Origin of the sequence: Coleofasciculus chthonoplastes PCC 7420, assembly GCF_000155555.1 — a bacterium.
Taxonomy (GTDB): domain Bacteria; phylum Cyanobacteriota; class Cyanobacteriia; order Cyanobacteriales; family Coleofasciculaceae; genus Coleofasciculus; species Coleofasciculus chthonoplastes_A.
Genome location: NZ_DS989858.1, coordinates 155,758 through 170,218, shown reverse-complemented (window position 1 = coordinate 170,218; position 14,461 = coordinate 155,758). Strand labels below are relative to the sequence as shown.

The window sequence follows — 14,461 nt, the reverse complement described above, 5'->3', positions numbered from 1 at the left end:
GGAGACAGCAGGGGTGCAGCTAACTTTTCACATACTGCCAATTCCTCTGCGCCCCTCTGCGCTACCCTCTGCGCCCCTCTGCGTTGAAAAAATATAATTCCGAGTGCGTAGTGCTATATTACACTCAGTCGGGGCGGGTTTAGTTACATCTGGGTTAGCCAAGAAACGATAGTAGTGAAACCCGCCCCTACAAACCAGGTTCCCTCAAAAATATTCCTCTACCAAGGACTACCAATCATTGTAAATGCCGCCCAGTAATAAGGATGAGAAAAATCTTGATTACCTCTGCCTTTTAGTTCCGGGGGTAAAGGAATTCCCCCCATACCAATACCGTGTAATTGACCATTCTCCAGACGCACCTGTCCCCGTAACATAGCAATTTGGGCGCGTTGCAATGCTTCCGCTTTAATTGTCACGTCAGGTTGACTTAATTGCCGATAAAACTCGCTCATCAGCGCCAATGTGCTGCCATCACTGACATACCAAAGACTGGCTAAGGCAGATTTCACTCCCGCATTCACCGCTAATCCAGCAAACCCTAACTCCGCATTCACATCGCCAATAGCGGTGCGACAAGCACTTAAGACTAATAACTCCACTTGAGGCGACTGATTCCAACCGATTTGCCTTAACTGATTTAACCGGAGTTTTTCATCCCAGAGTTGAATATAGGAATGACTGGGGTCATTAGGTAGGAAATCGGCGTGCGTGGCGAGGTGGATAATGCCAAATTGCTGACGCTGTTGTTTCAGGTTGTTTAGGGTAAATTCTTCGTTTAAAAAAGATTGACCCGACCATAATTCTTTAGTAATAATCTGCAATTCATTCGGTACAGCGGGAAGCGGGGGTAAGTCTTCAAATTTAGATGCTCCCATGGCTAAAACTTGGGCATTTTTGATGGTGTTATAGCGGTGATTGGTGAGACTCATGCTGGGTATAGAACCAATTGAATATTTTTCGACAAGAAATTGGTTGCCATCGTGAAGTGCTGCCATGGGAATTGTCCGCAAACCTGCGTCCATAGAAAAGATCAGCGTATCAATGCCCTGTTCTTCTAGCTCAGATTCTAGCGGGGCAATCATCCAATTATAAAGTTGTTGCGCGGGGGCGAGGTAGGCTTTGGGGCGATGGGAATCGGTGACGGTTTGGCGAAATTCTGTCAAGGTTTTCTGTAATTCTTTAGCATTGGCGGTTGGGATTCTCTTGCGAATAGGATAACCTTGAGGAAGAACTAACAGCAGTTCTAGATGGTTGGTCAGAGAACGTACATAAACAACGCCGGAACTCTTTCCCGTTTGCTCCTTTAGAGTGGTTAGGGTGTCTCGCAAACCTTCGGCGGTGATGATTTCACGGCTTAGATTTTGCTGAAAATACTTCTCAAATTGCTCCTCAAACAGTTGGTCAGTCTGACCCACTGATAATGAAGTCTCAAGATTGAGCGAGAGAGTTCCTGGAATGTAAAAGCGCTGCACAATCCTTTTTTCTCCCGTTTCAGGATCTTCCTCAATTTCAATTTCGGCTTCTAAACCCTGCCCAATTAGATTGTTTAAAGACTCGATAATATCTACGTCTGTCTCTAGATCGGGTTTGGCTTCTCGAATGAGAAATTCATCGAGAATAAAAGGGACAGGGGATGATAAAATTTGTATCCGTTCTTCATCCTGGGTATGGCTGAAGAAATAAGCTTGATTGGGTACAATTGTTTGGTCTGGTGTAGTATCACCTCGGGTCATTGCGCCTCGGATACCGTTGGTTTGGGAATTACCAACAATAAATGGCATGATTCCCCCATGACGGATAATAATGCTGCCACCGTCTGTTCCTCCAGCCGTGGAAATACTGGCATTGATACCATTTTTGTCGATGAAAGAGTCAGTCGCCCGGAAGAAATGATTGGTTGTAATTTCAACGTTTCCGCCTATACCATTGAGACTCTGAGTATTAATGTGGCTAACAGTAATCCTGTCATTAGCAGTCAGCTTACTATTACCACCATTACCAGAAGCGGAGGTATCCAGAATACCTGTGGAGATTTGTCCGTTGTGGCTGAACAAATTAATCCCGCCAGGGGCAGTAATATCATCGGTTTTGATCGTATTCTCGGCTGTGATATCTATCCCGGCTCGATTATTAGTGATAATATCACCTTGAACCCATAAACTTTGCAACGGTTGCAAGCTGCCAACCCGATCATTAAACTGAACAATACCACCACCGGGATTAAGGGTGAGATCGTAGGTTCCATCAACCGTGCTATTAAAAATAATGTTACCGGAGTTGGGGATACTCACCGAGAAATCTCCAGGTAAAATTAGAGGACGATTGAACGTAATCTGGTTACCTGCATTAAGTGTAATGGGTCCTGGAGTTCCAGATGCAGAACCTGAGTCTAAATCACCAGTCGTGATAGTATTACGGGCATTGAGTGCGATCGCGCCTCCTTTGCCTATACTTGATCGTGTGTAAATTGTCCCCGCATCAGTATTGATATTTCCCGAAAGACTCGTCAGCGTCACCGCTGCACCCGGATTGTTAATCGTACCTGTGATAATATCTTGATTCGCTAGTAGCGTAATCTCACCGTTTCCGGTTAGAGTAAAGCCAGTGGTATTAATCGAACCATTACCCATGGGCGATCGCAATGTCACCGAGTCATTAAACGTCACATCATCAGCTAGGGTAATCGCGCCACTGCTGTCATTACGCCCGATGGTGATAGACTCGAAACCCATTTCCCAGGCGTTGATATCACGGGCTGACAAGTCTAGCTGTTCTGTGTTAGTATCAGTTGCACCATTAATCGCGATCGCGTGACTAGGATTAAACGGTTGTAACGTCAAAGTCCCATTCCCCGATACATTCCCGAAAAAATTAATTTCGTCACCTGTTAATTCAATATCGCCAATCAGGGTAACATCATCACGGTATGTTTGACCCAACTCTCCGTTCGTTATCACATTTCCACGAATTTGAGTCATACCCTCGGCATCGGTAGTTAGACTCTCAACGGTTACAGAACCCTTAAATTGGGTGATACCTGTACTATTGATGGTTAAGTTTCCCAGATTAACCGTATTCCCGACACTATCCTCAAACGTAATATTACCCGTACCCGAATTTAGCGTCAGGTTTTGGCTATCAGGCGTGACACCATTGAGCGTATTGGTGAATATCATATCACCCCCAACCGTCATCCCTGTGGTGGTGAAGGTTGTATCCGGTTGAGTCAGAGTCACAGTACCATTCAAGCTGATATTACCACCACGTCCAGCACCCGCAGAGGTATTAATAGAACCTGGATTAATCGTGTTCGCCGTGAGAGTAATCTCTCCCCCATCTCCGGTTGCGGCGCTAGTATTGAGGATTCCGCGATGAGTGTCAATAGTTCCGTTATTGCTAGTGAGGGTAATCTCCCCACCTGGATTAATAATATCGCCCGTTATAATATCTTGATTCGCGTCTAGGTGAATCGTGGCGTCATCGATTCCGGTTAAGGTATACCCTGTCGTCGTAATCGAACCTGAGTTGGTTTGCGATCGCAAAATTACGGGATCATTAAAGGTAACATTATTAGCTAGGGTAATTGCGCCACTACGATTCGCGCCACCAATAATAATTTGCGAAAATCCATTGCGGAAACTAGCCAGTGTAGTGGTATCCAGGTTTAATGTGCCAACGCTGGTATCGCCAATCGTAATTCCTAAACTGGGGGTTAACGGTTGTACCTGTAATTGTCCCGTACTCACCACGTTAAACGTATTATCAATATCCAACGAATCTGTCGTTAGTGTCAAGTTTCCCGTTTGCGTTTCTTGTCCCAAGACTCCATTTTCAGCTAACTGAATTCCGTAGGAATCCGTTCCCATACCCCTAATTCCAATTACATCTACCATCCCACTATTCGTTCGCACCTGAGACGATTTCCATATCCGCACGCCTTGATTATCAATTGTACCCATCCCACCAGTACCATTTAATCGGATAGTTCCCGTTCCCGTCGCTTCCACAATAGAATCTAAAGCAATTTCCACGCCATCACTTTGAGTTGTTGAACCTTGTCCAACTCCCGTCAAATTGATATCACCATCGGCTGAACGAATTATGATATTACCCTCACCCAAAACAATACCATCATTGGCTTCATTTCCTGCGCTACTTCCCGTACCATTAAAGGTTATCGTACCACTCCCTGTGGTTTCGACAACCGGACCCATCCCACCGGAAAAGTTATCAACTCGAATACCACTATTCTCATCTCCTGTTCCTTGTCCTATTCCGGTTAGACTAATAGTGCCATCAACTGAACTAATGTTAGTGTCTGCTTCTGCTAGAATAATTCCCTGATTGGTGTTTCCTCCCATCCCGCCTGTTCCCGTTAACGTGATATTCCCCGTGGTACTTTGAATGCTTGTCCCAGTTGTGACGACAATGCCAACGGCAACGTTTGTACCATCGATACCTTTACCCGTAATTGAAATATTGCCCACCCCGGAATTAAGGACAGCATTGTTCAGAATAACACCAGAAGTAGTAACTAATTCCTGTATATCACTTGTGCCTACCGCCGGATTCGTTAACGGGTTACTACCACCCCCCAAAATAATATCGCCGCCATTGGAATTGATAGCTGAACCAGGGTTTAAGAAAATTGACCCCGCACCACTTCCATCTCGGTCAGCATTCACAGTAACATCCAACTTCCCTGTAGTATTAGCTGTTATATCTACACCTGAATTTAAAAGAATACTGTTATTCGCTTGTAGAGTGAGGGCAGTATCAGCCGTTCCCGAATACCTGATATTCGCATTAACATTAATATCGTTATTAGCAAAAAGTGTCAGCGACGAGTCACTACTCCAGGTAATCGGATCATTTACAGTAATGGTTCCCGCACCGGATAAACCCGAAGCTGTTGAAACGGTGACATTACTGAAAGCCAATTGATTCTCTAGAGTCGTCGTATTCAGTGTAGAGGGAGTCGTCGCTGTGTCGGAAAATATACCACTCGCAAATGTCATACTCCCGCTATCCGTTGCGGTACTAATCGTAATATCTGTTGGGTCTAATAATAGCGTTCCTACTTGACCAGCCGGCGCTAACAAATCAACAACGCCTTGAAAATCCAAAGCCTGTTTTCCCGAAACTTCAACAAACCCACCATCGCCGCCATTCAATCCACCACGGGCGCTGATGCTACCCAAAAAGCGGGTCGTTTCATCTGACCAAAGAATCACGTTTCCGCCATTCCCATCAATCAATGCATCCGCATTAATTACTGAATTTTGACTCACAAACGTCTGTAAAGCATTAGGGATTGTACCGCTTCCCTGATACTCTCCACCAATCCTGACTGTACCCCCACCATTTGCCCCAGACGCATTAATCCTTGCGTCAATAAGTGCCACGTTATCGCCTAAAATATTAACCTCACCCCCTATCTGTGGTGAAGCTGAAAAGTCTGGCATAGATACATCCAAATTACCGGAAACAATAGCTATTCCGGCTTCAGTCGGTAGGGTTATCCCCGATTCAGTTAACTGCACCTCATTAGTTGGAGAAACAGTTAATCCCGTATCTACTGTTTCCCCTGTACCCGTTAACAATACTGGCAAATCCAGAGGATTTAGCTGTAGCGGTTCATTAGTATTACTTGGACGGGGGGAAATCTCCAAACTCAACAAGTTTCCCGGTTGACTAATGCGGACTAAATTTTCACCCGGTACAGCCGCAATGGTAATCGTTCCTCCGGGTGCAGTGAGTTGTCCGGTATTAATTACAGTACCCCCCAGTAACGTTAAATTCTGCCCCTCGGCTACGGCTAAATGACCAGCATTCACAATACTCCCCGGCTGGGAAACATCAAAGGCAAATTGATTGGGAACACCTACCAAACTTTGGTAGTCATTGTTACCCAAAACATTGAACCAATTAGTATTGCCAAACCCAATACTCGTCGCCGTGGTTGCTGTGAAATCAGCCGGAACATTTAACCGGGCGTCTGCACCAAAGACAATTCCGGCTGGGTTGAGTAAAAATAAGTTAGCATTACTTCCAGTAACTTGAATAAGACCATTAATCATTGACGGATCACCCCCAATCACTCGCCCTAAAATATTACGAGTCTGGGGATTCGCCAGAAAATTGGCAATTTGATCGAAATCGAGTCCAAATTGCTGGAAACTATGAAACAGATTTGCCCCATCTGCGGAAACGCTACCCCCTTGGATATCCAAGCGGTTACCATCAGGTGTAACCTGGGTTTCTGTTCCATCAGCCGCTGGTGTAATCGGTTGAGAGACTAGCGGCGTCGGTGTGAACGCGGCGACTAAGCAGAAGGGGATAAGCAGTCGATACATGGTTTTCATTGCGATTGTTCCCTATCCAGTTGTTAAATCCCTACCATCTCAACCGGTTGCTTGACGGGAATTCAAGGTACTTTTTTTATAACACAATGCATCGGAAAAGAATTGAGGATTAATCAGTTTTCTTCAGGTTTATCAAAAACAGCAACATATCTTAATCTATTTTGAGAATTACAGTTGATGCTTTTTATTCTATGGCTTGATTTTGTTGTTTTAATCAAAAAACTGTTACAAATGGTGAAGAGTTGAGAAAAGTTTAGAGTCTAAATTGTCAGTTTAGCCCTAGCCGTTAGTGGCGTATAATATCACTAGGGCATCGGTCAATAAACCGGGTTTATTTGGGTGAAATGCCGATATCAGATTTGTCATGCACACGAGAAACCCGGTTTCTGGGAATACTTGAGCCGACTATGGTATTATCAGTGAGCGAAACTCTATAACTCGGTAGCAGATCACCCCTATCTCAATCATGGTTGCAGTCGCGATTTTAGCAGCAGGACGCGGGACACGAATGAAATCTAAGTTGCCCAAGGTATGCCACAATTTGGGTTCCTTGTCAATGGTGGAACGAGTTCTCAAAAGTTGTCTTGGTGTCGATCCGTTGCGGTGTCTGGTGATTGTCGGCTATCAAGCCGAACAAGTTAAACATTCTCTCGCCCAGTTCCAGGATATAGAATTTGTGGAACAAGCCGAACAATTGGGAACCGGTCATGCAGTACAACAACTCCTCCCCCACTTAGAAGGATTTACGGGGGATTTGTTGGTCTTGAATGGTGATGTTCCCCTGTTGCGATCCCAAACCCTGCAACAATTATTAGATACCCATAAAACCCATCAAAATGCCGCGACGATTTTAACCGCGCAACTGCCGAATCCGCAAGGATATGGACGAGTTTTTTGTGATGGACAAAACCTCGTCACTCAGATTGTAGAAGATCGAGACTGCACCACAGCCCAAAAGCAGAACCGTCGAATTAATGCGGGAGTCTATTGTTTCAATTGGCAGAAATTGGCAAAAATACTGCCAAATCTACAGTCAAATAATGACCAAAAGGAATATTATTTAACGGATACGATTCATCAGCTAAAACCTGTCATGGCGGTTGATGTGGAGGATTATCAGGAAATTTTGGGAATTAACAACCGCAATCAGTTAGCCGAAGCATACCAGATTTTGCAAGATCGGGTGAAGGAAGCCTGGATGATGGCGGGGGTGACGTTAATTAATCCCGATAGTATTACCATTGATGACACGGTGGAATTACAACCGGATGTGATTATTGAACCCCAAACCCACCTGCGGGGAAAAACCGTAATTGGTTCTGGGAGTCGGATTGGACCCGGAAGTCTGATAGAAAATAGTCAGTTAGGGAAGAATGTCACGGCGCTGTTTTCGGTGGTGAGTGATTCGGTGGTGCAAGAGAATAGCCGAATCGGACCCTATACTCATCTTAGAGGTCATGTCAGCGTCGGGGAATCTTGTCGGGTGGGGAATTTTGTGGAACTGAAAAACGCCCAAATTGGCGATCGCACAAATATCGCCCACCTGTCTTATCTGGGGGATGCGACGTTAGGGGATCAGGTGAATATCGGCGCAGGAACGATTACCGCCAACTACGATGGGGTACAAAAGCATCGCACTCAAATCGGCGATCGCACGAAGACGGGTTCCAATAGTGTGCTTGTTGCACCTATAACCTTGGGCGAAGATGTCACAGTAGCGGCGGGTTCAGTAGTAACTGAAACGACACCTGATGATTGTCTGGTGATTGCGCGATCGCGTCAAGTCGTCAAACCCGGTTGGCGTCTCAATTTTCCAACCCCGTAGGGGCTTGGTTCCCAAGCCCTCTTGGTTCCCTTCCGGGGTGGTCTAGGAACACATAAGGATTTCAGCCATTACCTGACCCCCCGGAAACCTTACGCACAAGCGCCCAAAAATCACCCATTTTCCTGTAACCAACTTGATAACTCTTCTAAATTGTTGAAATCAAAAACATCATTTCCGAGACGTTCCAACTGGTCAACCGATAAGTTTTGAATTCCCTGACTGATTTCTGGCGGAATTGACCCCAACTGTCGCTCCAGAAAACGGAATATCCATCGAATTCCTTGCTCTAATCCTTCTTGCAGTCCTTCCTGCTTTGCCTTAACAATCGATCCTCGTTGGTCTTCCAGGAACATTTCTTGCTTCCGCAATTTTTCCACTTCCTCTACACTCAAATTAGCTTGATTGGCGATATTCATCGCTTTATCTAGTTCCGGAAATTGGCTAAATGTGGGGGGAATTACCTCCAAGCTGGGAGCATTTTTAATAAAATAAATCCATTTATCTGTTAAACTCTCTAGCTGATCTAGCGTTTTCGTGAATTTCGGTAATTCTACAAAAATTAACTCGATTTCTGGATCAGGATAGTTAAACAACTCTTGGTTTTCCTTTAAGCTAAACCGGGTTAGATACCGTTGTGTCTGATCAAACATGAGAAAGTCGGTAATTGTTAAGGCAATGACCGGTTTCAGGTAGGAATATCCTTCGCCATATTTTAGCTGATTTCCATAAGTTTTGGTCAGGTTATAAATAACCCGCTTCTCGAAGAAAGCTAGGTTGAGGACTTGCATTTCAATTAGCACGGTTGAGCCATTATCCAGTAAGGCTTTGACATCGAGATAGCTGTCTTTGAGATCCACCACCTCTCTAGGATTATAGGGGTCAATGATTTCTAAATCCTGAATCACGGGGTTGGCTTCATAAATTAAGGCATTTAAAAAGCTAATCAGGATATCTTTGCTGTCTGTTGATCCAAATATCTTTTGGAAGGCAAAATCAGTCTTTGGACTAATAAATCTTAGAGTCATCGCTTTTTAATAATTGAATTGTAAAAATAATTATATTTTGATTATATAGCACTACGCTCTAAGGTTAGGACAAAAAAAGAAAAATTATCCCTTGATGATTCAGTGTTTTTCTTCACTATTGCCTATTGCCTAGCGCGTAGCGCTATACTTGGCTTTTTAATGAAGCATAAATTAGATTTTTTAGTGGTAAACTGCAACTTGGTATAAATTTCGCGATCGCCAAAATCGTGCCAGACTTACTTCTGCTTCTGTTCCAATGGCAATAGCAACCGGATCAAATAATCATGGACTTGGGTTTGGTAAAAATGCAGATCGCCTCCCCAACTCCGCAAAATCTGTTGACAAATTCTCATATTTAAGCTATGCAGCGATTTTCTCGGTGAAGTGGTGAGAATCTGCTGACACTCCTCCAAAGAATTGCTTTGAGAAATCAGTAACTCGAGTAACGGATAAGGTGAACTTGAGTGCAGCCTGGGCTTAGTATCTGAACGCAAGGGACAGCACCACAAATGAATCCAACGTCCAGCACGGGACTGTAAACCAATCGTGAGCAATAACTCCAACACAATGCATTCTAGCTTCAGGTAATCCCCATAAATGGTAAACTGACTGACATTGTGCATATTCAGAACCAGTTGACGCTGATTATAAAAGGGTTCCACCTGTCGCAGCGATCGCTTCAACAACGTTGCCAACTTGATCGGGCGTAGCGTCGTCCTGAGTTGCCACTGTTCTTGCTTGAGGATCGGAGTCATCCCCGCTAGAACGGCTTCTAACTTGTGCAGCAGTTGCTGACGACGCATCTTTTGTAACGCCGAATTGGTAATCTGCTGTGTGGCTTCCGCCGGAGAATATGTCTGACTGTCTAATAAAAGTAAGGCATTATTCATCTCCTGCACAGACTGATACAATTTCTCCAAGCATCGGTGTTTGTACCAGTTGAGAGCTTGCAAGTTTTCCCGCTCTTGGGTTTGTTGCATCAGGCGATACCGATAGTCACGCAAGTCAGTAAACTCTTGGGTTAAGATTTCCAGTACCGATAACAAACGTTCAGACCACGTTCGTTCCTGGTGATCCGCAATCAGGATCACTCCCGTGGCTGAAGTGGTATCCTGATGTAAGGCAATCACCAAAATTTGACCCATATCGGGACTCTTAAACCATTGACGGATCGAGTCCGGCAGATCCTTCACCGCAAAGCAGCGGAAATGGGGGGTAGCTAGAGCCTGGTGAATCAGGGGATTTGTTGCCACCGAAATGGTTAAATCGGGAGGGAGAGCAAAACGCGAATCCGTAACCGCCACCGTGGATACCGTCGCCCAAGCAATTTGGGGAGTCCAAGTAAGCAGCGCCACCAGCGGACATTCCAGCAACTTTGCCACATAATTAATCCAAGCCCGTTCAAAGCGCACCGGATCTTTCGGCGCTGAGTGGAGCATGGATAGACCCGACTGCAGGGTTTGATGCGCCAAAAATGAACGTTTGGCGTTATCTAACTCACCCGATAGCGTGAGCAGCAGATGGATGAGTTGGGCTACAGTTTTCACAAAATCCCGTTCATTCGAGTTCCACGTTCGAGGACTCTCATGACCAATCAAGAACAGGAAACTCGGTTGTTTCGGGGAATGTGCTGGATAGGATAAAGACTCAATCAGGAGCGATCGCAGATTCAGTTGCGTTAACGTCTCCCGCCAGGATATGAGTAACCCATCCGCCTCAATATCTTCAATCACCTCCATTTTTTTTCGTCCCCTCAACCACTGCTGATCCTGATCATTCAGGGGGGGTAAGGGTGAGGGACAAGGACGGCGATTCGACGGTTGTCGGCTAAACACAACAGTGAATTGACCCGACTGATCCCGTTGCAGGATTACCAATCGATCCGTATTCAGATGCTGGCAAATCAGCTTCCCCGACTCATTCAGGGCGGCTTCAGGCGTGGGACGACAGGCGATCGCTTGAGCGATCCTTGCTAGCACCTGGCTATCCTTGATTCTTACCTGAACTTGGGTGTCTAATTCCTCTCCACTCACCACCAGCGCCACTAATTGAGCGGTGGCTAAAATATAGTTCCGTTCTGCCCGTTCCCAAATTCGCGGATCGTCTTCTTCCACCGACAGAAAACCCAACAATTCCCCTTGAATTTGAATCGGGGCTGCCATCAACGAGCGAGTTCGGAGTCGATGTAGGATATGTTCTGTGGTTTCTGTCTTGAGTTGGCTTCTACTGCTGCCAATGGTGACTAACTGACCTACCTTTAACGCCTGATAAAAGTCACTGGCTTCAGCAACAGTAAGACCCGCTTTGGAGTTGCGTAACCCAACAACACTGCGGAGAGATTGACGATTACCCACCCGATGCCAGAAATAGCGTTGCTGCGGATGATACCAATAAATATTAGTGCGCGTCGGCGTAATAAACTCTTGAGTCATCGCCACCAATTTATCCAGACGCTGAACCAGCTTGGGCAATTGGAGCAGCTCATCGAGGGCTTGAAACAGGGGTTTATCAGGGCGTTTGATTGCCGATTGTTGCCAATTGACCTCTATTTCATGTAAAGCCGCCGCTAATCCACCCAACACCATGGATAAATGGGCGGTGTCTTTGGGTTGGGCAGAGATACCCCATTGATGTGAACCCAACAAGGTGACACCAAAACATTGATCCTTGGCGCGTAAGGGAAACAGTAATGTTCCCTGAATCCCTAAATTGGTAGCAATTCGTCGCCATTCTCCCGCGCGGATTTCTTGCTGAATATCAGGAACGGTGATTGGGCGTTGTTGAATCACGATTTGTTCTAACAGATCACCCGGTTGCAGGTTGTATCGCTGCTTCAAAAAATCGGTCTCACCCGTGGGAGCAATACCCCCTTTGCCAAATAAGCGATGATCCAAGCGATCATAAAGCCCAATCCAGATCAGGTGGTAATCAAACTCGGTTTGCAGGTAATTTAGAGTAGTTTCGATCAACACCTCAGCATTGTCCTCTTCCCGCAATGTCTCCAGCACTCGTCCTAGGGTGAGGAATGGATGATCGTTTTGGGATGGTAGATTTTGCTGACCCATAATTAATTATCAGGGAACGGGGAGCTAGGGATGCAATGTAGAGACGTAGCATGCTACGTCTGGGAGATGGGGGAGCAGAGGGAGCAAAGGACAAATAACCAATGACAAATGACAAATGACAAATGACGAATGACAAAGGACAAATAACCAATGACTGATATTTACCAATCTGCCATTCGCCCCATTCTATTTTCGCTGGTGAAGGCAGATCCGGAGTGGGCGCACGAACAGACAATGCATTTGTTAGGTTGGCTAGATCGGACTCATGAATCCTCCTCAACTCCTTGGCTTTCCTCTCAATTGCACCAAGCCTTTTGCCTGAGCGATGTTCGCTTGGAACAAACTCTATGGGGACTGAAATTTCCTAATCCTCTCGGTTTAGCCGCCGGATTTGATAAAGATGGGGTAGCGGCTCGAATTTGGCGCATCTTTGGGTTTGGCTTTGCTGAACTGGGAACCGTTACCTGTCACGCCCAACCCGGAAACCCCCAACCCCGGTTGTTCCGTTTACTCCAAGATAGAGCTGTTCTCAACCGTATGGGGTTTAATAATCGAGGGGCGAAAGCCTTGGCAGATCGATTAGGAGCGATCGCGCATCAGCCGTTTGAGCCGATCCCTGTGGGGATCAATCTGGGTAAGTCTAAGGTAACACCCTTAGAAGATGCCGCTACTGACTATTTAACCAGTTTCCGCCTACTTAAGCCTTGGGGTGATTATTTTGTGGTTAATGTGAGTTCACCCAATACACCCGGATTGCGATCGCTACAAGATGCTGAACAACTGCGAATCATTTTGGAGACGTTGCAACAGGACAATCAAGGACAAAAGCCGCTTTTAGTCAAGATTGCACCGGATTTGGAGTGGGAGGCGATCGCGGATGTTGTGATGCTAGCTCAAACCTATCAGCTTGCGGGGATTGTGGCTACTAACACAACAATTCGCCGGGATATCCTGAAAACCCAAGTCATCACCACCACAGGCAAACCCGTAACTGAAGAAGCTGGCGGAATTAGTGGTGCGCCACTGCGGGAACGTTCGACAGAGGTGATTCGGTTTATTCACCAGCAAACCCAGGGGAAATTACCGATTATCGGTGTGGGGGGAATTTTTACCGCCGAGGATGCCTGGGAAAAGCTCACCGCCGGAGCCAGCTTGATTCAGGTGTACACGGGATTAGTCTACTCCGGACCCTGGATGGCACGGCGAATCATGCAGGGATTGTTAAGAAAGTTGGAACAACAAGGATTGAGTTCGATTACTCAGGTGGTGAAGCAGGCACAAGCCTCTACCGAGTGAAACTGAGTCCGAGTAAAGGCTTTGTCAACACCAGTCCAGTCATCGGATCATCTACTTCAATTGTGTCAAAATGGTAACAATATGACTCGAAACAGAGATGGATTGAGATTATTTGAACTTGTCATTTCTGCCTTGAAAGCCGACTAGGGCGGATAACACTGCACGAATCATCAGGTTATCCCTAGCCACAACTTTTTTTCAATACTAGAATAGTATAGAAAGAAAACCATTCTAGAGATAGATATTGTTAATTTTTGTCACAAGATCACGCTCAACAACTTGCCTTAGATCTAGTAGGTCAGTATTATTAGTTCACTGATAAACAGCAACTGGATCAGGAAACGTTAATTAGGCAGACTAATTTGACAAACGCTTAAACGCTTACGTCAAGTGTAGATCTTTCATCTGGAATAGTATCCTTTTTTTTGTACCTTCGGGTCAGAGTAACGAATAGACAACGAATCTCTCTATCGTGGAGTCACTCACCACCAAATTTTCAATCTACTGAGGTTATTTATGTGGGAAACAGTTTTTATCGGAGCCATCGCATTTTACGTAATCATGTTGCCGATTTTCTTTAGCCGATGGTTAGATTTCATGCAACATGATGACAGCTTGTCCCAAAATGAGAAATTTTCCTCTTGGGTGATTTTGGTCATTGCTACTATCCTGTGGCCCATCGTCGTGCCAATATCTTATCTAGAACTGTTAGATGCCCGCAAAACATTTAATAATTACTGAAGCGGTTCAAGATTCAGGATCACGGTATAGAGATAGATAGAGTCGTCATCAGACACAACTCGCCACCTCCATCAAAAATATAGGTAATTGGCGAACCGTTTAGTTAATAATGTTACGATTTGTCAATTAAGTTGGAGTGCAAAG

The 14,461-nt window shown here is 45.4% G+C and carries 6 protein-coding genes; 3 read left to right on the top strand and 3 right to left on the bottom strand.

Annotation, left to right across the window (positions count from 1 at the left end):
- Window positions 1-218: 218 nt before the first annotated feature.
- Window positions 219-6,356 carry a CHAT domain-containing protein gene (locus tag MC7420_RS23460; RefSeq protein ID WP_449240177.1) on the bottom strand — a complete coding sequence of 2,046 codons (6,138 nt, stop codon included), beginning with the start codon at window positions 6,354-6,356 and terminating at the stop codon, window positions 219-221.
- Between the two features lie 475 nt (window positions 6,357-6,831).
- On the opposite strand from MC7420_RS23460, the gene glmU reads away from it, so the two are divergent.
- On the top strand, window positions 6,832-8,190 hold the full coding sequence (gene glmU / locus MC7420_RS23455) for a bifunctional UDP-N-acetylglucosamine diphosphorylase/glucosamine-1-phosphate N-acetyltransferase GlmU (RefSeq protein WP_044209208.1): 1,359 nt from the start codon (window positions 6,832-6,834) through the stop codon (window positions 8,188-8,190).
- A 110-nt stretch (window positions 8,191-8,300) separates the two neighbouring features.
- Here the strand turns inward: glmU and MC7420_RS23450 are convergent, their stop codons facing one another.
- Window positions 8,301-9,215 carry an Rpn family recombination-promoting nuclease/putative transposase gene (locus MC7420_RS23450; protein ID WP_006103474.1) on the bottom strand — a complete coding sequence of 305 codons (915 nt, stop codon included), beginning with the start codon at window positions 9,213-9,215 and terminating at the stop codon, window positions 8,301-8,303.
- 236 nt (window positions 9,216-9,451) lie between these two features.
- Complete coding sequence (locus tag MC7420_RS23445) at window positions 9,452-12,280, bottom strand: GAF domain-containing protein (protein ID WP_006103373.1); 2,829 nt, start codon at window positions 12,278-12,280, stop codon at window positions 9,452-9,454.
- Window positions 12,281-12,430: 150 nt separating this feature from the next.
- Between MC7420_RS23445 and MC7420_RS23440 the strand changes: the two genes are divergently transcribed.
- A complete protein-coding gene (locus tag MC7420_RS23440) occupies window positions 12,431-13,576 on the top strand; it encodes a quinone-dependent dihydroorotate dehydrogenase (RefSeq protein WP_006103517.1) in 1,146 nt (381 codons plus the stop codon).
- Between the two features lie 516 nt (window positions 13,577-14,092).
- On the top strand, window positions 14,093-14,317 hold the full coding sequence (locus tag MC7420_RS23435; protein WP_044209205.1) for a hypothetical protein: 225 nt from the start codon (window positions 14,093-14,095) through the stop codon (window positions 14,315-14,317).
- Window positions 14,318-14,461: the final 144 nt, after the last annotated feature.

Excerpts from the sequence above, each read along its gene's own strand:
- MC7420_RS23460 (WP_449240177.1), bottom strand. The coding sequence starts at position 6,356 with ATGTATCGACTGCTTATCCCCTTCTGCTTAGTCGCCGCGTTCACACCG.
- glmU (WP_044209208.1), top strand. The coding sequence starts at position 6,832 with ATGGTTGCAGTCGCGATTTTAGCAGCAGGACGCGGGACACGAATGAAA.
- MC7420_RS23435 (WP_044209205.1), top strand. The coding sequence starts at position 14,093 with ATGTGGGAAACAGTTTTTATCGGAGCCATCGCATTTTACGTAATCATG.
- MC7420_RS23450 (WP_006103474.1), bottom strand. The coding sequence starts at position 9,215 with ATGACTCTAAGATTTATTAGTCCAAAGACTGATTTTGCCTTCCAAAAG.
- MC7420_RS23445 (WP_006103373.1), bottom strand. The coding sequence starts at position 12,280 with ATGGGTCAGCAAAATCTACCATCCCAAAACGATCATCCATTCCTCACC.
- MC7420_RS23440 (WP_006103517.1), top strand. The coding sequence starts at position 12,431 with ATGACTGATATTTACCAATCTGCCATTCGCCCCATTCTATTTTCGCTG.